Raw genomic sequence first — 18455 nt, 5'->3', positions numbered from 1 at the left:
GCCAACCCATATTGATGGCAATGTCCGCATGGCGGGCAAATATAAATTAGAAAGTGAGCCATGTAAATCCAAAATAGGAACAGTAAGTGTCGAGTTTCGTACCCAAAAATTCTTGGGTACGGTTCTGGGTACAAAGAGCCGTTTTAGAGACAAAAAGACACCCACTCGGGTGTCTTTTTTATATGGCGTCAGGACTGGAGCAATTCTTTTAGCTCCTCCGGGGTGTTCACGTTGCACACCACGGCATCGGGCAGGGATGTCCCCTCCAGAGAGATGGCCTGCCCGCCGACGGACTGGAACAGCCGCCCAACGCGGTGTTCCCCGGCGGCGAGGGCCGCCTGAATGGCCGGGAGGCACTGTTTGGTGTAGATGCCGCAGAGCGGGTGGAGGCGGCCAGCGCGGTCCCGCAGGGCCCAGGCGGGCCAATCCTGGTCTGCAAAACTGGCCAGAAACTCGGCTGCGGCCCGGTCAAAACAGGGCATATCACAGGCGGCGACCACAAGGCCGTCGCTCTGGCAGGCGGAAAGCGCTGCTGCCAGCCCGGCCAGCGGGCCCATTCCGGGCCGCGCGTCCGGCACCGGGGCAAAGCCAGTGCCCGCGGCCAGCTCCGGGGTGTTGGTGCTGAGCAGCTTTTCGTCAAAGCCCGCAAAGGCGGCGCGGAGCCCGTCCAGAATGAGGGCCCCGCTGCCATTGGGCAGCAGGGCTTTGGGGCTGCCGCCCATCCGGCGGTTCTGCCCGCCTGCAAGGATCAGCGCCCCCAGTATGATGTGGCTCATGCCATGACCTCCCAGTGTCGTGTTTTTGTCGTTAGATGGTTTTTGTGCTTACTTTTTGGAACAACATGCTATATTATATAATATGTTATGCGCCGCAAAAATGCAAGCCTCTCCGTCCATTTTCCGCGTGCCGCTTCTTGATCTCTTGCAGGCCGCGCGCTGGCGCTCATTCTATGATACTGAATATAACTGGTAAAAAGGAGAAGATACCATGATCGGAACCATTGCCAACGCCAGCACGATTCTGGTGGGCAGCATCATCGGCAGCACCCTGCGCAAAGGATTTGACGAAAAATATAAGAACATCATGATGGATTCCATGGGCCTGGCTGCCACGGCGCTGGGCATCAACTCCGTCGTGCAGGCCATGCCTGACTCCAAATACCATGTGCTGTTCATCGTCAGTCTGGCGCTGGGCGGCATCATCGGCACGGCCCTCTCGCTGGACACCCTGTTTGACCGGGCGGTGTCCAAAATTTCCAAGGGCTCCAATCTGGCGCAGGGACTTTCCACGGCCATCCTGCTCTACTGCGCGGGCACCCTGTCCATCCTGGGCCCCATCCAGAGCGCGCTGCAGGGGGATAACACCTATCTGTTTACCAATGCAATTCTGGACGGTATCACGTCCATTGTGCTCTCTTCCACATTCGGGATCGGCATTGCGCTGGCGGCCATCATCCTGTTCTGCTGGCAGGGTGCCATCTACCTGCTGGCGGGCCTTATTGCTCCGTTCATCACCGATACGCTGATGACGGAGATCAGTCTGGTGGGCGGCGTGCTGATCTTTGCCTCCGGCCTGGGCATCCTGGGCATCAAGAAGATCAAGACCCTCAACCTGCTGCCGGCTCTGCTCATTCCGCCCGTTGCCGTCACCATCCTGTCTCGTTTTGGGATCTGAAAACACCTTATTATAACATCTCTGCGATTACGGGCAGCGCTTTTCAAAAGCGCTGCCCGTTTTTTGGATTTCCCATTATCCTCGGCTGGATATAACCTATCTTGTTTTTGATCGTGCTGTTATGATGCGCTCGGACAAAAATTGTCTATATGCACAAAATATGCACAAATTAGCCGGATTTACTTTGTACAACTCTCTGGTTCCGGCTGCTTTGACACAAAAATATGAATAAAGTGTTGATATTCGAAAGATGACTTGTTATAATACATGATATGAAAACGAAAAGGCAAAAGCGAGGCAGGACAGGGTGGAGCGCGCTCTGTCTGCCCGCGCTTTTGCAACGGAGGATTTCAGAAGAGAAAGGATCTGTTCACGATGTATGATTTCGACAAAGTGGTAGACCGCCGCGGTACCAGCAGCATTAAGTGGAATTTCCAGAACAGCTTTGGCCAGCAGAGCGGCCTGCTGCCCTACTGGATCGCGGATACCGATTTTGCAACGGCTCCGGAAGTGGTGCAGGCACTCCAGAAGCGCTGCGACCACCCCGTGATCGGCTATTCCAAACCGCTGCCCGGCGTTTACACCGCCATCCAGGGCTGGTGGGACCGCCGCCACGGCTGGAAGCCCGAGACCGACTGGATGCTGCTGAGCTACGGCGTGGTCACCGGCATTTACTTCACGCTGGACACCGTGGTGCCCAAGGGCGAGAAAGTCCTGACCTTTACCCCGGTGTACGACCCGTTCTTTGCAGCCATCAAGAACAGCGGCCACACTCTGGTGGACTGCCCGCTGGACCACAAGGACAACTACTACACCATCAACTGGGAGCTGCTGGAGAAAGAGCTGGCCGACGGCGTCAAGGCTGTGGTCTTCTGCAACCCCCACAACCCCATCGGCCGTGTCTGGACCGAGGAAGAGATGGAAAAGCTGGTGGAGCTGTGCGTCAAGTACAACGTCTACCTGCTGAGCGATGAGATCCACTGTGATTTCGGCTTCACCCGTCCCTGCACCACCGCGGGCAAGTTTACCCAGATCTACGACAAGCTGGTGGTCTACACCGCCATCAGCAAGACGTTCAACATGGCCGGTCTGGGTTCCTCCTGCATGATCATCCCCAATGCAGAGCTCAAGCAGAAGATCAAGGACGCTTACGACAGCCGCTGGATGTTCGGCCCCTCCGACCTGGCGTTCACCGCCATGGAAGCCGCTTACACCTACGGCGACCAGTGGGTGGACGAGCAGTGCGAGTACCTCAAGGGCAGCGCTGAGATCGTCCGCAAGTTTGTGGAAGAAAAGATGCCCGAGGTCAAGGTCACCACCCACGAGGGCACGTTCCTGATGTGGCTGGATATGACCTGCTTTGGCAAGACCAGCGATGAGCTGACCGAGATCTTCGCCAAGGAGTACGGCCTGGCCATTGGCAACGGTGCACACTACGGCAAGCAGGCCGAGGGCTATATGCGCCTGAACATCGGCTGCGCCCGCGGCATCCTGCAGAAAGGCCTGGATCAGATGGCCAAGATGTACGCGGATTACATCAACAAGTAAGGTTTTGTTCTTCTAGCCGCGGGCCTACTCCCCGGGCTTTTTGAAACGGCTGCCCCACACAGCCGCTTGTCCGCCACACACCCATAAAAAGAGGAAAATCTCCTGAGCAACACTCCCGGGGCCAGCCCTGCCGCTTTACGCCGGAACAGCGGGGCCAGCTGATACGCTACGGCCTGGAAGAATCTTTCATTGACCAACTGGAGGCGACAATATGACGGAACTGGAACGCAAGATCAAGGCGAAGATCCCCGGCCCGGACACGGGCATCGAGGTGCGCCATACTATATGCGATATCTGCTCTCCCGGGATGCACTGCGGCATCAATGCCTACATCAAGGATGGCAAGGTTATCAAGATCGAGGGCATCGACGGTCACCCCTCCAACGACGGCCGCCTGTGCACCAAGGGCCTGTCCAACCGCCAGTACATCTACCGGGAGGATCGCGTCCTCACCCCTCTCAAGCGGGTGGGCAAGCGCGGCGAGGGCAAGTTTGAACCCATCACCTGGGACGAGGCTTACGCCGAGATCGCCAAGGGGCTGAATGCCGCCAAGGCAAAGTACGGCGCGGAGAGCGTGGCGTTCTACTCCGGCTACTCCAAGTGGTACCGCCAGATGCTCCGCCGCCTGGCCTACGCTTTCGGCAGCCCCAACTACGGCTGTGAGTCCAGCGCCTGCTACACCGCTGCCTTTATGGCCTGGAAAGTGGCAGCTGGTGAGCAGGGGAGGCCGGATATGGCCAACAGCGACCTGTTCCTGGGCTGGGCATTCAATCCGTTCTACTCCTCTTACATGAAGGCCCGCCGTGCCATGGCTCTGAAAGAAAAGGGCCTGAAGTTCCTCATCGTGGACACCCGCCGCACCCCCGCCAGCGAGAAGCTGGCCGACCTGTTCCTCCAGCCCCGCACCGGCACCGACGGCGCTCTGGCCCACGCCATTGCCAACGTGCTGATCCAGAACGGCTGGATCGACAAGCCCTACATCGACAAATACGTCTACGGCTTCGACGAGTACGCGGAGTATGTCAGCCAGTTCAACGAGAGCAACATTGAGCAGCTGACCGATGTGCCCTACAGCCAGGTGGTGGAGGCCGCCAAGCTCATCCACGAGAACAAGCGGATCAGCTGCAACGAGTCCTCGGCCCCCCTGTGCCATCACCGCAACGGCCTGCAGAACTACCGCGCCGTCATGGCACTGACCGCCATTACCGGCAACTTTGACCGCAAAGGCGGCCAGCTGCTCAGCCCTCACAGCTATATGCACGTTGGCTGCGGCTGGGAAGCCCATGAGCACCAGTACCTGTACGAGACCCGCCCGAAGAACGTCAAGGATCCCGTGGGCGCTCCCCGCTTCCCGCTGTGGAACTATTTGGAGGGCGAGATGCAGGCCATGGACATGCCCCGCCAGATCCTGGAGGGCACGCCCTACCCGCTCCGCGCTGTCTTTGCGCTGGGCATGAACGCCCGCATGTTCCCCAACTCCGGCCGGATGTTCAAAGCCCTGGAGAGCCTGGACTTCTTTGTGGATACCGACCTGTTCATGACCGATGCCGCCAAGTACGCCGACATCGTGCTGCCCGCCTGCTCCAGCTTTGAGCGCGGCGAGTTCAAACCCTACCCCGGCGGCACGGCCTGGTACACCAGCCCGGCCATCCAGCCCCTGGGCCAGGCCAAGAGCGACACCGACATCGTCACCGAGCTGGCCCGCTACATGGACCTGCCCGATGAGCAGCTGAAAGAGGGCTATGAGTCCTTTGTCCAGAAGTACATTCTGGATGACCTGGGCTTTACCGTGGAGCAGCTCAAGAAAGTGGACCTGCCCATCCCGGTGTGTAAACCCGAGCCCCATGTGGACTATCAGGAGCTGGACAAGGGTTTGAAGACCCCCACCGGCAAGTTTGAGCTCAAGAGCGCCATCATGGAGAACCACCCCGAGTGGGGCCTGGACGCTCTGCCCACCTATAAGGATCCGCTGGACGGTGCTGACCCCGAGAAATATCCGTTCATGTTCACCTCCGGCAGCCGCATCCCCAACGCCATCCATTCCCGCCTGCACGGCGTGCCTGCCAACCGCAGCCTCCGCCCCGTGCCCACCGCGGATATGAACAACGAGGACTGCGAGGCGCTGGGCGTCAAGGACGGCGACCGCGTCACCATTTCCACCCTGCGTGGCAGCGTCACGGTGAACGTGCACCCCACCCACACCGTGCCCGAGGGCCTGGTCAACCTGTACCACGGTTACTCTGAGGCGGATGCCAACAGCCTGCTGGACGAGAATCATCTGGACCCGTACTCGGGCTTCCCGGCTTACCGCTCTACCCGCTGCGCGGTCAAAAAGGAGGGCTGAGCCCCATGAAGAAATATCTGTTTTTTGATTCGGCCAAGTGCTCGGCCTGCGGTGCCTGCGCCCTGGCCTGCATCGACCAGAACGATGTGGATGTGGCCAGCGGCCAGCAGCCGTTCCGCCACACCTTTACCCTGGAGAACAAACAGGGCGACCTGAGCTTCCACTCCGTGTCCTGTATGCACTGCGCCGACGCGCCCTGCGTGACGGGCTGCCCCCGCGGCTGCCTGACCAAGGACGCCGAGACCGGCTTTACCCTGTACGATACCACCAACTGCATCGGCTGCCGCGCCTGCGCCAGGGCCTGCCCTTACGGCGTGCCCAGCTTTGGCCCGGACGGCAAGATGCGCAAGTGCGACGCCTGCATCGAGCGCCAGCGCGCCGGGATGCTGCCTGCCTGCGTCAAGGTCTGCCCCACGGGCGCTCTGGTGCTGCTGACCGAAGACGAGTTCAAGGCCCGTCAGGCAGCGGAGTAACCTTTAAAATCACAGTTTTTGAAAGCGCGGTGCAAAACAAGTTGCACTGCGCTTTTTTCTGTGCTAAACTGAACCTGTGCGGAAATGCGATCGTTGGAAATGGGAAAATAGCTTTTAAAAGCTTAGAATAGGAAAAAGAAAATTTTATGGCCAATCAATATCGAGTCAAAACCGGCGTCAAGCTGTATACGCAGGTGCTGGAGCAGGTCAAAAGCATGATCGCGCAGGGCGTGTACAAAAAAGGGGACCTGCTCCCCAGCGAGAAAGAGCTCATTGAGATGATGGGGGTCAGCCGCATCACGGTGCGCAAGGCCCTGCAGATCCTCAGCGAGGCAGGTGTCATCGAGACCCGCAAGGGCAAGGGCAGCTTTGTGGCAGTGGATGCCAGTGAGCTGGCCCCCGCCAGCATGGACCTGAAAAAGTACTGTGAATCGTTCGTTCAGGCTACCCGGGCCCGGCTGCTGCTGGAACCCGCCATTGCCCGGCAGGCCGCCCAGACCGCCACCCCGGAGGAACTGGAACAGCTGCGCAAGAATGTCCACACGGCCCTGCCGATGGATCATTTCCACGATGTGTTGGTGGAAATGGTGCATAACCCGCTGGTGGCGGACTGGGTCCAGCAGAGCCACCGGCTGGAAACGGACCCCACCCTCTCGGCCCTCATCCCGCCGGCCCGGCAGCGGAGCATGTCCCCGCAGCTGGAGGCACAGCACCAGAAAATTTATGAGGCGATACGGGACCACAAGAGCGAGCACGCCTATTTCTACATGAAAGAGCACCTCGAATTCGTGTTGGAGAGCTATCAGGAATATTTCGCCATGTTTTATTGAACAGCGTATCAAAAAGGCAGTGCCGCCCGGCACTGCCTTTTTGCGTGCTTATTTCTGGAACGCGTCGTCGGCCTTGAAATGCTTTTCAAACGCCGCAAACACGGCCTCCCGGGCTTCTTTTTCAAAGGCGAGGTAGCGGTCCAGCAGCTCTTCGCCCTGAGGGGTCAGGGTGCTGCCCGCCCGTTTGGTGCCGCCTTTCTGGGTGTCCAGCAGGGGGATGCCAAGGTCGGCCTCAGCGCTCTTGAGCAGCCGCCACGCCTTGGAGTAGGAGAGCCCCATCTGGGCGCAGGCGGCCCGCAGGGAGCTGCCCTGCCGCACCAGCATCATAATGGAGACGATGCCCTTGCCGAAATGTGGACTTGTATTATAAATTTGCAGCTTCATCATAACATGCTGCGGGCCCCGGGCCGTGCTTCCCGGGCGTTCCTGCGTCATCAGAACAGAGACACTTCCTTTCGATTTTTCCTGTATTTTCATCTCTTTTCACAAAGATATTATACCATTATTGTTTCTTTGACACAATGGTTGATTTTTGCGGGGATTTCCATTATACTCTATAAAGAATATAACAAGCGAGGGTTCGCGCGAAAGGGAGCGTGTTTTTATGAAGCTGATGCGTACGGAGGATGCCATTGGGCAGGTGCTCTGCCACGATATCACCCAGATCATCCCGGGGGTCAAGAAAGGCCCGGTCTTCCAAAAAGGCCATATCATTGCCCCGGAGGACGTGCCTGTCCTGCTGAGCGTGGGCAAGGAGCATGTCTACATCTGGGAAAAAGATGACACCCGCTTCCATGAGAACGAGGCCGCGCGGATCCTGTGCGAGATGAGCCGGAACGACTACATGGACGCCAGCGAGCCCAGCGAGGGCAAAATTGAGCTGACGGCACAGGTGGACGGCCTGTTCACGCTGGACCGCCAGCGACTCTACGCCGTGAACAGCCTGGGCGAAATGATGATCGCCACCCGGCACGCCGGCCCCGTGAAAAAGGGCGACAAGCTGGCCGGAATGCGGGTCATCCCGCTGGTCATTGAGAAAGAGAAGATGGCCGAGGCCCGCGAGACGGCGGGCAATACCCCGCTGCTTACCCTGACCCCCTACCGCGCCCTGAAAGTGGGCCTCGTCACCACGGGCAGTGAGGTGTACTATGGCCGCATTCAGGACCAGTTCACCCCGGTCATCAAGGCAAAGCTGGCCGAGTATGGGGCCGAAGTGACCCACCACGTTCTCCTGCCGGATGATCACGCGGCTGTGACCGAGAAGATCAAAGAATTTCTGGCCGACGGTGTGGACATGGTGCTCTGCACCGGCGGCATGAGCGTGGACCCTGACGACAAGACCCCGCTGGCCATCAAAAATGCAGGCGTGAACGTGGTCACTTATGGTGCCCCGGTGCTGCCCGGTGCCATGTTCCTGCTCAGCTATACGGACGATGGCCGCCCGGTCTGCGGCCTGCCCGGCTGTGTGATGTACGCCAAGCGGACGATTTTTGACTTGGTGCTGCCCTACCTGGCAGCCGGCGTGCCGGTGACCAGGGAGCAGATCGCCGCTTATGGCGAGGGCGGCCTCTGCCTGAACTGCAAGGTCTGCACCTGGCCCAACTGCGGTTTCGGAAAAGGAGTTTAAACGGAATGGACAATCATTTTACCCATGTGGACGCTGCGGGCAATGCCCGGATGGTGGATGTGGGCGAAAAAGCCGTCACCCACCGCACGGCAGTGGCCGTGGGCCGCGTCACCATGAGCCCGGAGTGCTTTGCGGCCGTGGCCGAGGGCCGCGCCAAAAAGGGCGATGTGCTGGGCGTGGCGCAGGTGGCTGGCATCATGGCCACCAAGCGCACCAGCGACCTGATCCCCCTCTGCCACACCCTGCTGCTGACCAAGAGCGCCGTGGAATTCACCCTCCACCCGGAGGAGCACAGCATCGAGGCGGAGTGCACCGTCCGGTGCGAGGGCCAGACCGGCGTGGAGATGGAGGCCCTGACCGGCGTTTCGGTGGCTCTGCTGACGGTCTACGATATGTGCAAGGCCATTGACAAGCGGATGACGCTGGGCGAGATCCATCTGGTGGAAAAGCACGGCGGCAAGAGCGGCGATTTTTATTTTGAGGAGCAAGAGCATTGAAAGATCATTTCGGGCGGAACATCAATTACCTGCGCCTGTCCATCACCGACCGCTGCAACCTGCGCTGCAAATATTGTATGCCCCACGGGGTGGAGTTCACGCCCCACGAGCAGATCTTGACCTACGAAGAATTCCTGCGCGTTGCGCGGGCGGCGGTGCATCTGGGCATTCCCCGCTTCAAGATCACGGGCGGGGAGCCGCTGGTGCGCAAGGGGGTCACGGATTTTATCGCGGCCCTCAAGCGGCTGCCCGGCGTGGAGGAAGTGACCCTGACCACCAACGGTGTCCGGCTGGCGGAGCTGGTCCCGGCACTGAAAGCCGCGGGCGTGGACGGCGTGAACATCAGCCTGGACGCCGCCGACCCGGAAACGTTCCAAGCCATCACGGGCTTTGACCAGCTCGGGAACGTGCTGGCCGGGCTGGACGCCAGTCTGGCGGCGGGGCTCCACACCAAAATCAACTTTGTGCTGCTGGCGGGCTGCGAGGGCCGGGTGCTCCCGGTGGCGAAGCTGGCTCAGAGCCGCCCGGTGGATGTGCGGTTCATCGAGGTCATGCCCATCGGCGCGGGGGCGGAGAGCCGCGGTCTTGCCCCGGCGGAGGCCCGCAAACTGCTGTTGGCCCAGTGGCCCGATCTGCACCCGGTGGACGAGCACCGGGGCAACGGCCCGGCCCACTACGACGCCAGCGCCCGGCTGCTGGGCCGCATCGGCTGGATCGAGGCCGTGAGCCACGCGTTTTGCGCCAGCTGCAACCGGGCGCGGGTGACCAGCACCGGCCTGCTCAAGCCCTGCCTGTGCTACGGCGAGGGCACCGATCTGCGGGCCCTGCTCCGCGGCGGGGCCGGCGACGCGGCGCTGGAACAGGCCATGGCAGCTACCATCTACGAAAAGCCCCGGTCCCACTGTTTTGGCACGGGTCCGATCACGGAACAGCACGTCATGGCGGCCATTGGCGGCTGAAAATAGAAAAACATCGAGGATTTTATACTTATGGGAATCATCCAGGCAATTTGCATTTCCGAAGTCCGGGGCGTGCAGAAGCACGCCATCCCGGAAGCCGACCTGACCCCGGAGTGGGGCATTGTGGGCGACGCCCACGGTGGCAACTGGCACCGGCAGGTCAGCCTGCTGGGGCTGGAAAAAATCGAAGCGTTCCGCGCCAAGGGGGCCGATGTGGCTTATGGCGCGTTTGGCGAAAATCTGGTGGTGGACGGGTTCGATTTCCGCACCCTGCCCGTGGGCACCCTGCTGGCGGTGGGCGATGTCCTGCTCCAGATGACCCAGATCGGCAAGGAGTGCCACAACCACTGCGCCATCTACAAGGCCGTGGGCGACTGCATCATGCCCCGGGAGGGCGTGTTTGCCAAGGTGCTCCACGGCGGCCACATCAAGGTGGGCGACGAAATGAAGCTCATCCCCCGCGCCGAGCCCCTGCCCTGGCAGGCGGCGGTCATCACCCTGAGCGATAAGGGCGCCCGGGGCGAGCGGGAGGACAAGAGCGGCCCCGCCATCGTCCAGCGGCTGGAAGCCGAGGGCTATGAGGTGGTGGAGCAGATCCTGCTGGCGGACGACGCCGCAGCCCTGAAGACCACCCTGACGCGCCTGGCCGACCAGCGCCAGCTCGATTTGATCCTGACCACCGGCGGCACCGGCTTTGGCCCCCGGGATGTGACCCCAGAGGCCACCATGGCCGTGGCCACCCGCCTGGCCCCCGGCATTGCCGAGGCCATCCGGGCTGCTTCGCTGGCCATCACCCCCCGCGCGATGCTCTCCCGCGCGGTGTCGGTCATCCGGGGGAAGACGCTGATCGTCAACCTGCCCGGCAGCCCGAAAGCAGTATGCGAAAGCATGGATGTGTTTCTGCCGCAGATGCCCCACGCGCTGGGGCTCCTGCGCGGAGAAGTGCGCGACTGCGCGCGCTGATCGATGCCTTTACATTTTCTGGAGGTTTGGAACAACATGAAACGTCGTGCCCTGATCCTGGGCTCTCTGGCCCTGTCCGCTTCCCTGCTGCTGAGTGCCTGCGGCGGCTCCGCTGCTTCCTCTCAGGCCGCTTCCGCCTCTTCCGAGGCCGTGGCTTCCTCTGCCGCTGCTTCTTCCGAAGCTTCCGGCGAGAGCGTCCAGCTGACCGTCTTTGCCGCTGCTTCCCTGACAGAGACTCTGAACGAGATCGCCGAGCAGTACAAGACCGTGGCCCCCAACGTGGAGCTGGTCTTCAACTTTGATTCCTCCGGCACCCTGAAGACCCAGATCGAGGAGGGCGCGGACTGCGATCTGTTTCTCTCTGCCGCTCAGAAGCAGATGAACGCCCTGCAGGATGAGGATCTCATCAACACCAACACCCGCGTTGATCTGCTGGAGAACAAGGTCGTTCTGGCGGTTCCCGAGGGAAACCCCGCCGACATCCAGAGCTTTGAGGACATCGGCACCGATCCGTGCAAGCGGATCGCTCTGGGCAACGAGGATGTGCCCGTGGGCAGCTACTCTGTTGAGATCCTGACCAACCTGGGCATCCTGGACGAGCTGGAGAGCGGCAACAAGATCACCTATGGCTCCAACGTCAAGGAAGTCACCACCCAGGTCAAGGAAGCTGCTGCCGACTGCGGCATCGTCTACGCTACCGACGCGTTCTCTGCCGGTCTGGAAACGGTGGACCAGGCTACCGCTGAGGAGTGCAGCCCGGTCATCTACCCCGCTGCGCTGACCGCTTCCACCGAGCACGCCGATGAGGCACAGGCTTTCCTGGATTATCTCACCACCGACGATGCCGCGGCCATCTTTACGAGTGTTGGCTTTGCCATGGTGAAATAATGGACTGGTATCCGCTTTATAACTCGCTGCGCATTGCGGCCATTGCCTGCGTGGCAGTGTTCTTTACGGGCATTTTTGCCGCGTACTATGTAGCCAAACTGCCCCGGCTGGTCAAAGGCCTGCTGGACGTGGTGCTCACCCTGCCCATGGTGCTGCCGCCCACGGTCGTGGGGTACTTCCTGCTGCTGCTTTTCGGTGTCAAACGGCCATTTGGCATTTTCCTTGCCCGGTTTGGCATCAAGGTGCCCATGACCTGGTGGTCGGCGGTGTTTGCGGCGGCGGTGGTGTCGTTCCCGCTGATGTACCGCACGGCCCGCGGCGCGTTTGAAGCCTTTGACGAGGACCTGGCCGACGCTGGCCGGACGCTGGGCCTTTCCAACACCTACATTTTCTGGCGGGTGCGGATGCCCGTCTGCCGCCAGGGCATTCTGGCCGGTACGGTGCTCACCTTTGCCCGCGCGCTGGGTGAGTACGGTGCCACCAGCATGATCGCCGGTTACACCCCGGGCAGGACGGCCACCATCTCCACCACGGTCTACCAGCTCTGGCGCACCGACAACGAGGCGCTGGCGTTCCGCTGGGTGCTGGTCAACCTGGCCATCTCGGCGGTGGTGCTGCTGGCCGTGAACATGCTGGAACAGAAGCAGAAAGGGAAAACGCGATGAGTCTTTTGGTGGATATTGAAAAGGACTATGGCGGGTTCCATCTCTGCTCCCGGTTTGAGACCAATGGCGGCATTACCGGTCTGCTGGGCGCTTCCGGCTGCGGCAAAAGCCAGACGCTGCGCTGCATTGCGGGCGTCCAGACCCCGGATCAAGGCCGCATCGTGCTGGACGGCGTGACCCTCTACGACAGCGAGCAGCATATCAACCTCACCCCGCAGCAGCGGGGCGTGGGATATCTGTTCCAGAGCTACGCGCTCTTCCCGAACATGACGGTGCGGGCCAACATTTTAACGGGCCTGCGCCGGGAGAAAGACGCCGCCAAAAAGCAGGCCGCCTTTGAGCACGCCATCCATCTGCTCAAGCTGGAGGGGCTGGAAGACCGCCGCCCGGCCCAGCTTTCGGGCGGGCAGGCCCAGCGCGTGGCGCTGGCCCGGATGCTGGTCTCCCGGCCCAAGGCCCTGCTGCTGGACGAGCCGTTCTCGGCCATCGACAGCCACCTGCGGGATCAGCTGCAGGTGGACCTGCTGGCCCTGCTGGCGGATTTCCCCGGCGATATGGTCATCGTGACCCACAGCCGGGACGAAGCCTACCACATGTGCGGGCAGATCGCCGTGATGGACGCCGGGCGGGTGCTGGCCCACGGCCCCACCAAGCAGGTGTTTGCCGACCCCCGCACCGTGCAGGGCGGCCGCCTGACGGGCTGCAAGAACATCTTCCCGGCCCGCAAGGTGGATGACCACACCATCTTTGTGCCGGACTGGGGCGTCGATCTCCACCCGGCCCGGATGGTCGAGGACGGACTGGTGGCCATGGGCGTCCGCGCTCATTACTTCCGCCCGGAAGAGGTGCGGAACCCGCTTGCCGTCCACTGCGTGGGCAAGATGGAAGAGCCCTTTGAGTGGATCATCCGGATGCGCGCCGAGGGTCAGACCGCCGGAAGCCCGGATCTCTGGTGGCGTGTCTCGAAAGAGATCGTCCCCGAAACCATGCCCACCCGGCTGGGCGTGGCCCCGGAACAGGTGCTTTTGTTCTACGAATAAGACTTAATTTCAACAGGATTCCAATTTGTTGTGAGAGGAGCCGTCAACATGCCGCAGAAAAAGCGGGGCCAGACCCCGGTGGAAGAGGCCGTGGCGCGGATTTTGAACGCGCTGGATGTGCCAGAGAAAACCGAGGAGATCCCGCTGCTGCAGGCGTTGGGCCGGGTGGCGGCGGGGGATGTCTGGGCCCAGGTGGCACAGCCCCCCTTTGACCGCTCGGCGCTGGACGGCTATGCCCTGCGGGCGGCGGACATTGCCGCCGCCGATCCAGAAACGCCCGTTACCCTGCCCGTCAGCCGGTATCTCTGTGCCGGCAGCGACCCCGGCGGGCCGCTGGCCCCGGGCACGGCTGCCCGCATCATGACGGGGGCCCCGGTCCCCGCCGGAGCGGACTGCGTGCTGCGGCAGGAGGATACCGAGAGCGATGGCCAGACCGTGACGTTCCATGCTCCTGTGGAAGCCCGGGCCAACGTCTGCTTTGCGGGGGAGGACATCGCCCCGGGGAAATGCCTGGTCCCGGCGGGCACCCGGCTGGACGAAGTCTCCCTCGGCCTGCTGGCCGGGCAGGGCGTGCAGACAGTGACCGTTTACGCCAAGCCCCGCGCGGCCCTCATGCCCACGGGAGACGAGCTCTGCAGCCCGGAAACCCCGCTCCGCCCCGGCAAGATCTACGATTCCAACGGCCCCATGCTGGCGGCCCGGATGCTCCGCCTCGGTGCCGAGCCCACCCTGCTGGCGGCAGGCCCGGATGACCCCGCCGCGCTGGCCGGAAAGCTGGCCCGGCTGCTGGCGGAGTACCCGCTGGTCATCACCACGGGCGGCGTGTCCGTCGGCGACCGGGACTATCTGCCCCAGGCCGCCGAAGAGGCGGGTGCAAAGCTGCTGTTTTACGGCATCGACGCAAAGCCCGGCACCCCGGCGCTGGCGGCGGGAAAAGACGGGCATGTCCTGCTCTGCCTCTCCGGCAACCCCTTTGCCAGTTTTGCGACGTTTGAGCTGCTGGCCCGGCCCGCACTGGCCAAATTGCAGGGGGCAGACCCTGCCCCCGCGCGGGTGAGAGCCGCCCTTGCCAATGGCTTTGGCAAGCCGTCGCCCCTGCGCCGCTTTGTGCGGGCCACGCTGATGGGCGGTGTGGTCACTCTGCCCAAGGGTGGGCACTTCTCGGGCGGCATCGGGGCGCTGGCGGGCTGCAACTGCCTGGTGGATGTCCCGGCGGGCAGCCGGGCCCTGAATGCCGGAGACGAAGTTGAGGTGATCCTGCTGTGAGCGCGCGAAAGCCCTTTGTAGCTGCCATCAGCGGCATCAAGAACAGCGGCAAGACCACGTTCCTGGAGCATCTGGTGCCCGTTCTGCGGGCACGGGGGCTGCGGGTGGCCGTCATCAAGCACGACGGGCATGATTTTACCCCGGACGTGCCCGGCACCGACAGCTTCCGGATGCGGCAGGCTGGGGCCGACGGCGTGGCCGTCTACAGCGGCCATCAGTGGATGGTGGTCCGCCCCCAGCCCGGCAGTCTGGAAGCTCTCATCGGCCTGTTTGCGGACTGCGACCTCGTTTTGCTGGAGGGACAGAAAGCGTCGCCCTACCCCAAGATCGAGCTGGTGCGGGGCGCGGTGAGCCATGAGAGCGCCTGTGCCCCGGAGACCCTGCTGGCCCTTGCCACGGATACCCCGGCAAGGGTGGACGGCGTGGAGACCATCGGGCTGGAAGACTATGCCCGGGCGGCGGGGATCCTGCTGCACGCAATGCGGCGGTGACCCATACGGAAGAAAAAATCCCCCTTTGCAGCGGTGAAACTGCAAAGGGGGATTTCTGCGTGTGTGGGGGAAATTGCGGTCAGGGCTGCAGCTGCGCGTCCAGCCAGTGGGCAATGTCGGCCATGACCTCCTGCCGGTTGAGCTCCATCAGCAGCTCATGGCGCGCGCCGGGGTAGAGCTTCTTCTGGATGTTCTGTACCCCGGCGGCTTTCAGGCTGTCAATGGCGCGCTGGACGCCTTTGCCCTGTTCGCCCACCGGGTCGGCGTCGCCGGCCAGGAAAAGCAGGGGCAGGTCTTTTGGCATCCGGGCCAGAACCGCTGGGTCGTACAGCCGCAGGATGCCGGTGAACATGCTGTAGTAGGCGTTCAGGGTGAACGTGAACATGCAGCGCTCATCGGCGCGGTACTTGTCCACCTCGGCGGCGTCGCGGTTGAGCCAGTCCTGCGGGGTGCGGCCCTCCAGACCCTTGTTGTACCCGGTGAACGAGAGGCTGGCCACCAGTTTGCTGCGGTGCTGCCAGCCGAAGAAGACGGCCAGCACCCGGCAGATGGTTTTTGCCAGCTGCACCAGGGCTTTGGGCTGGAAACCGGTGCCCATGATGATGGCACCGGAGAGCTCACTGCCCCACTCGCACAGGTACTGCCGGGCGTAGAACGAGCCCATGCTGTGCCCCAGCAGGAAATAGGGCACATCCGGGTAGAGTGTTTTCGTCAGCACGGTCATGGCGTGCAGGTCGTCCAGCACGGCGCGGTTGCCGTCCGGCTGGGCAAAGTAGCCGTAATCGGCTTTGGTGCGGATGGAGCCGCCGTGGCCCAGATGATCGTGCCCCGTGACCAGGATGCCCCGGGTAGCCAGATATTCGGCCAGCGGCTTGTAGCGGTCAATGAATTCCACCATGCCGTGGGAGAGCTGGACGATGGCCCGCACCTGCCCGTCCGGGACACAGCGGAACGCGTGGAGCGTCCGCCCGGGGACGGTGGAGGGAACGGTAAAATCGATCATCTGGCTCATGGGACGCGGCTCCTTTCCAGGTGTTGCTTACAGGGCGCCGATCTTGCGGCGGCAGGCCGAGCAAATGCAGTAGCCCTCGTACTGCACGGCGTTGGAGTCCACCTCGCCGCAGAAATCGCAGCTGCCGTTGGGGCGGTATTTCTTGAGGATGATCGAATCACCCTCCACGAAGATCTCCAGTTTTGCGTCGCTGTCCAGGCGCATGCTGGTGCGCAGCTCCTTGGGCAGGACGATACGGCCAAGTGCGTCAATACCACGGACGATTCCAGTTGTTTTCATAAGTCCTATTCTCCTTTTACCTTTTACACAGATGAGAGAGTTCATAACGATGGCTTTCCCTGCCGGACCGGGCCGCAATGCCCGGGGTGACGCGCGTGATGCAGGAATTGACAGGAAAATTGTGCCATCTCTCCCTTTCAGTATACAAAATTTTGAATGGTTCGTCAATGTTTGCGTGCACTTTCGACAAAATATTTCTCGTTCTTTTAAAAGGATGCCCGCCGCAGGGCAAAATGATACCCCGGCGGCGCTTTTCCGTTGACAAACCGGCCCCAAAACGTTAAACTAACAATGAGTTTTTCTGCAATTTTGATTGCATCCCGATAGAGATTTTAAAAGGAGCGTTTTTATGCCGACGAATAAGATCCGCACCCGTTTTGCCCCCTCGCCGACGGGTTATATGCATGTGGGCAACCTGCGCACTGCTCTGTACGCCTACCTGATGGCCAAGCACGAGGATGGCACATTCATCCTCCGCATTGAGGATACCGACCAGGGCCGCTATGTGGAGGGCGCGGTGGACGTCATCTACAACACCATGCGGGAAACCGGCCTGCTGTGGGACGAGGGCCCGGACATCGGCGGCCCGGTGGGCCCCTATGTGCAGAGCGAGCGGATGGGCATGTTCAAGCAGTATGCCGAGCAGCTGGTGGCGGAGGGCAAGGCTTACTACTGCTTCTGCTCGGAGGAGCGGCTGGAGGCCCTGCACGCGGAGCAGCGCGCGAACGGCGAGATGACCCACTACGACGGCTGCTGCCGCGACCTGTCCGCGGAAGAGGTCCGGAAGCATCTGGAAGCAGGCGACCCCTATGTCATCCGCCAGAAGATCCCCCGCACGGGCGTGACCGGCTTTGACGATGTGGTCTACGGCCACATTGAGGTCAACAACAGCGAGATGGACGACCAGATCCTCATCAAGACCGACGGAATGCCCACCTACAACTTTGCAAACGTGGTGGACGACCACCTGATGGGCATTACCCATGTCATCCGTGGCAGCGAGTATCTGTCCTCCACCCCCAAGTACAACCTGCTGTATCAGGCCTTTGGCTGGGAGATCCCCACCTATATCCACTGCCCGCCCGTCATGAAAGACGCCCAGAACAAGCTGTCCAAGCGCAACGGCGACGCCAGCTATCAGGATCTGGTGGCAAAGGGCTACCTGACCGAGGCCATCCTCAACTATATCTGCCTGCTGGGCTGGAGCCCCAAGGGCGAGTATGCCGAGCAGGAGATCTTCTCCCTGCCCGAGCTGGTCAAGGTCTGGTCTCCGGAGGGCATCTCCAAGTCCCCCGCCATCTTTGACCCCCTCAAGCTGCGCGCCATCAACGCCGAGTATATCCGCCGCCTGTCTCCCGAGGAGTTCCTCGCCAAGGCAGAGCCCTGGATCGACCAGGCCGTGCACACCCCCATTGATAAGAAACTGCTCTGCGCCAACCTCCAGCCCCGCTGCGAGGTGCTGGGCGAGATCCCCGAGCAGCTGGATTTCTTCGACGCCATGCCGGAGTACGATGTGAGCCTGTACGCCAACAAGAAGCAGAAGACCACGCCGGAGTCCGCCAAGGAGGCGCTGGAAGCCCTGCTGCCTGTCCTGAGCGACGAGGCACTGGACTTTACCAACCGGGATGCCGTGTTTGACGCCTGCAAGGCCAAGGCCGAGGAGCTGGGCAAGAAGAACGGCTGGCTGCTCTACCCGCTGGGCATTGCCCTCTCCGGCAAGCAGCGCACCCCCGGCGGCGGCACCGACCTGGCCTGCATGATGGGCCGCGAGAAGACCCTGGAGCGGGTCAAGGCCGCCATCGAGAAGCTGAACGGCTGATATTCTGGCTCATTTGGCAAAACGGTGGCATTTCCCTGTTCTGCCCGAAAAAACGCCCCGCGGGCCTGCTACAGTATATG

The 18455-nt window shown here is 61.7% G+C and carries 19 protein-coding genes; 15 read left to right on the top strand and 4 right to left on the bottom strand.

Annotation, left to right across the window (positions count from 1 at the left end):
- Positions 1-188: 188 nt before the first annotated feature.
- Positions 189-776 carry a molybdenum cofactor guanylyltransferase gene (mobA, locus tag C4N22_RS06675; RefSeq protein ID WP_112148408.1) on the bottom strand — a complete coding sequence of 196 codons (588 nt, stop codon included), beginning with the start codon at positions 774-776 and terminating at the stop codon, positions 189-191.
- Positions 777-987: 211 nt separating this feature from the next.
- Between mobA and C4N22_RS06670 the strand changes: the two genes are divergently transcribed.
- From C4N22_RS06670 to C4N22_RS06650, 5 genes are all read left to right on the top strand, one after another.
- Complete coding sequence (locus C4N22_RS06670) at positions 988-1674, top strand: DUF554 domain-containing protein (RefSeq protein ID WP_112148407.1); 687 nt, start codon at positions 988-990, stop codon at positions 1672-1674.
- A gap of 375 nt (positions 1675-2049) precedes the next feature.
- Entirely contained in the window at positions 2050-3222 is a 1173-nt protein-coding gene (locus C4N22_RS06665) for a MalY/PatB family protein (protein WP_022256475.1), read from the top strand.
- Between the two features lie 211 nt (positions 3223-3433).
- Positions 3434-5566: a molybdopterin-containing oxidoreductase family protein gene (locus C4N22_RS06660; RefSeq protein WP_112148406.1), complete on the top strand. Its 2133-nt coding sequence runs from the start codon at positions 3434-3436 to the stop codon at positions 5564-5566.
- Between the two features lie 5 nt (positions 5567-5571).
- Entirely contained in the window at positions 5572-6039 is a 468-nt protein-coding gene (locus tag C4N22_RS06655; protein ID WP_022256477.1) for a 4Fe-4S dicluster domain-containing protein, read from the top strand.
- A 146-nt stretch (positions 6040-6185) separates the two neighbouring features.
- Positions 6186-6869, top strand: a complete 684-nt coding sequence (locus tag C4N22_RS06650; RefSeq protein WP_112148405.1) for a FadR/GntR family transcriptional regulator — start codon at positions 6186-6188, stop codon at positions 6867-6869.
- Positions 6870-6917: 48 nt separating this feature from the next.
- Here the strand turns inward: C4N22_RS06650 and C4N22_RS06645 are convergent, their stop codons facing one another.
- On the bottom strand, positions 6918-7304 hold the full coding sequence (locus C4N22_RS06645; protein WP_022256479.1) for a winged helix-turn-helix domain-containing protein: 387 nt from the start codon (positions 7302-7304) through the stop codon (positions 6918-6920).
- Between the two features lie 169 nt (positions 7305-7473).
- On the opposite strand from C4N22_RS06645, the gene C4N22_RS06640 reads away from it, so the two are divergent.
- Genes C4N22_RS06640 through mobB form a run of 9 tightly spaced genes read left to right on the top strand, consistent with a single transcriptional unit; the run spans position 7474 to position 15265 of the window.
- Positions 7474-8496 carry a molybdopterin-binding protein gene (locus tag C4N22_RS06640; protein WP_112148403.1) on the top strand — a complete coding sequence of 341 codons (1023 nt, stop codon included), beginning with the start codon at positions 7474-7476 and terminating at the stop codon, positions 8494-8496.
- Between the two features lie 5 nt (positions 8497-8501).
- Positions 8502-8993: a cyclic pyranopterin monophosphate synthase MoaC gene (moaC, locus tag C4N22_RS06635; protein WP_112115537.1), complete on the top strand. Its 492-nt coding sequence runs from the start codon at positions 8502-8504 to the stop codon at positions 8991-8993.
- On the top strand, positions 8990-9952 hold the full coding sequence (gene moaA / locus C4N22_RS06630; RefSeq protein WP_112148402.1) for a GTP 3',8-cyclase MoaA: 963 nt from the start codon (positions 8990-8992) through the stop codon (positions 9950-9952). The genes moaC and moaA overlap by 4 nt, the downstream gene beginning before the upstream one ends.
- 30 nt (positions 9953-9982) lie before the next feature.
- A complete protein-coding gene (locus C4N22_RS06625) occupies positions 9983-10915 on the top strand; it encodes an MOSC domain-containing protein (RefSeq protein ID WP_022256483.1) in 933 nt (310 codons plus the stop codon).
- A gap of 36 nt (positions 10916-10951) precedes the next feature.
- On the top strand, positions 10952-11803 hold the full coding sequence (gene modA, locus C4N22_RS06620; RefSeq protein ID WP_112148401.1) for a molybdate ABC transporter substrate-binding protein: 852 nt from the start codon (positions 10952-10954) through the stop codon (positions 11801-11803).
- Positions 11803-12468 (top strand): molybdate ABC transporter permease subunit, encoded by a 666-nt coding sequence (gene modB / locus C4N22_RS06615; protein ID WP_112148400.1) that lies wholly within the window; start codon positions 11803-11805, stop codon positions 12466-12468. The genes modA and modB overlap by 1 nt, the downstream gene beginning before the upstream one ends.
- Positions 12465-13508: a sulfate/molybdate ABC transporter ATP-binding protein gene (locus tag C4N22_RS06610; protein ID WP_112148399.1), complete on the top strand. Its 1044-nt coding sequence runs from the start codon at positions 12465-12467 to the stop codon at positions 13506-13508. Before modB ends, C4N22_RS06610 begins: the two co-directional genes overlap by 4 nt.
- 48 nt (positions 13509-13556) lie before the next feature.
- Entirely contained in the window at positions 13557-14774 is a 1218-nt protein-coding gene (locus C4N22_RS06605) for a molybdopterin molybdotransferase MoeA (protein WP_112148398.1), read from the top strand.
- The gene (gene mobB / locus C4N22_RS06600; RefSeq protein ID WP_112148397.1) at positions 14771-15265 is read left to right on the top strand and encodes a molybdopterin-guanine dinucleotide biosynthesis protein B; all 495 of its coding nucleotides are present in this window, start codon (positions 14771-14773) and stop codon (positions 15263-15265) included. Before C4N22_RS06605 ends, mobB begins: the two co-directional genes overlap by 4 nt.
- 79 nt (positions 15266-15344) lie before the next feature.
- Here the strand turns inward: mobB and C4N22_RS06595 are convergent, their stop codons facing one another.
- Positions 15345-16277 (bottom strand): alpha/beta fold hydrolase, encoded by a 933-nt coding sequence (locus tag C4N22_RS06595; RefSeq protein ID WP_112148396.1) that lies wholly within the window; start codon positions 16275-16277, stop codon positions 15345-15347.
- Positions 16278-16304: 27 nt separating this feature from the next.
- Positions 16305-16556, bottom strand: a complete 252-nt coding sequence (locus tag C4N22_RS06590) for an AbrB/MazE/SpoVT family DNA-binding domain-containing protein (RefSeq protein ID WP_022256490.1) — start codon at positions 16554-16556, stop codon at positions 16305-16307.
- A 349-nt stretch (positions 16557-16905) separates the two neighbouring features.
- Between C4N22_RS06590 and gltX the strand changes: the two genes are divergently transcribed.
- Positions 16906-18375, top strand: coding sequence for a glutamate--tRNA ligase (gltX, locus tag C4N22_RS06585; protein WP_022256491.1), 1470 nt, complete (start codon positions 16906-16908; stop codon positions 18373-18375).
- The last annotated feature ends 80 nt before the right edge of the window (positions 18376-18455 follow it).

Origin of the sequence: Faecalibacterium prausnitzii (assembly GCF_003287495.1) — a bacterium.
Classification (GTDB): Bacteria; Bacillota; Clostridia; order Oscillospirales; family Ruminococcaceae; genus Faecalibacterium; species Faecalibacterium prausnitzii_I.
This window is presented reverse-complemented; position numbering and strand designations above follow the sequence as displayed.

What these genes read in the sequence shown, in the direction of transcription:
- mobA (WP_112148408.1), bottom strand. Translation starts at nt 776, where the DNA reads ATGAGCCACATCATACTGGGGGCGCTGATCCTTGCAGGCGGGCAGAAC.
- C4N22_RS06670 (WP_112148407.1), top strand. Translation starts at nt 988, where the DNA reads ATGATCGGAACCATTGCCAACGCCAGCACGATTCTGGTGGGCAGCATC.
- C4N22_RS06665 (WP_022256475.1), top strand. Translation starts at nt 2,050, where the DNA reads ATGTATGATTTCGACAAAGTGGTAGACCGCCGCGGTACCAGCAGCATT.
- C4N22_RS06660 (WP_112148406.1), top strand. Translation starts at nt 3,434, where the DNA reads ATGACGGAACTGGAACGCAAGATCAAGGCGAAGATCCCCGGCCCGGAC.
- C4N22_RS06655 (WP_022256477.1), top strand. Translation starts at nt 5,572, where the DNA reads ATGAAGAAATATCTGTTTTTTGATTCGGCCAAGTGCTCGGCCTGCGGT.
- C4N22_RS06650 (WP_112148405.1), top strand. Translation starts at nt 6,186, where the DNA reads ATGGCCAATCAATATCGAGTCAAAACCGGCGTCAAGCTGTATACGCAG.
- C4N22_RS06645 (WP_022256479.1), bottom strand. Translation starts at nt 7,304, where the DNA reads ATGACGCAGGAACGCCCGGGAAGCACGGCCCGGGGCCCGCAGCATGTT.
- C4N22_RS06640 (WP_112148403.1), top strand. Translation starts at nt 7,474, where the DNA reads ATGAAGCTGATGCGTACGGAGGATGCCATTGGGCAGGTGCTCTGCCAC.
- moaC (WP_112115537.1), top strand. Translation starts at nt 8,502, where the DNA reads ATGGACAATCATTTTACCCATGTGGACGCTGCGGGCAATGCCCGGATG.
- C4N22_RS06625 (WP_022256483.1), top strand. Translation starts at nt 9,983, where the DNA reads ATGGGAATCATCCAGGCAATTTGCATTTCCGAAGTCCGGGGCGTGCAG.
- modA (WP_112148401.1), top strand. Translation starts at nt 10,952, where the DNA reads ATGAAACGTCGTGCCCTGATCCTGGGCTCTCTGGCCCTGTCCGCTTCC.
- modB (WP_112148400.1), top strand. Translation starts at nt 11,803, where the DNA reads ATGGACTGGTATCCGCTTTATAACTCGCTGCGCATTGCGGCCATTGCC.
- C4N22_RS06610 (WP_112148399.1), top strand. Translation starts at nt 12,465, where the DNA reads ATGAGTCTTTTGGTGGATATTGAAAAGGACTATGGCGGGTTCCATCTC.
- C4N22_RS06605 (WP_112148398.1), top strand. Translation starts at nt 13,557, where the DNA reads ATGCCGCAGAAAAAGCGGGGCCAGACCCCGGTGGAAGAGGCCGTGGCG.
- C4N22_RS06595 (WP_112148396.1), bottom strand. Translation starts at nt 16,277, where the DNA reads ATGAGCCAGATGATCGATTTTACCGTTCCCTCCACCGTCCCCGGGCGG.
- C4N22_RS06590 (WP_022256490.1), bottom strand. Translation starts at nt 16,556, where the DNA reads ATGAAAACAACTGGAATCGTCCGTGGTATTGACGCACTTGGCCGTATC.
- gltX (WP_022256491.1), top strand. Translation starts at nt 16,906, where the DNA reads ATGCCGACGAATAAGATCCGCACCCGTTTTGCCCCCTCGCCGACGGGT.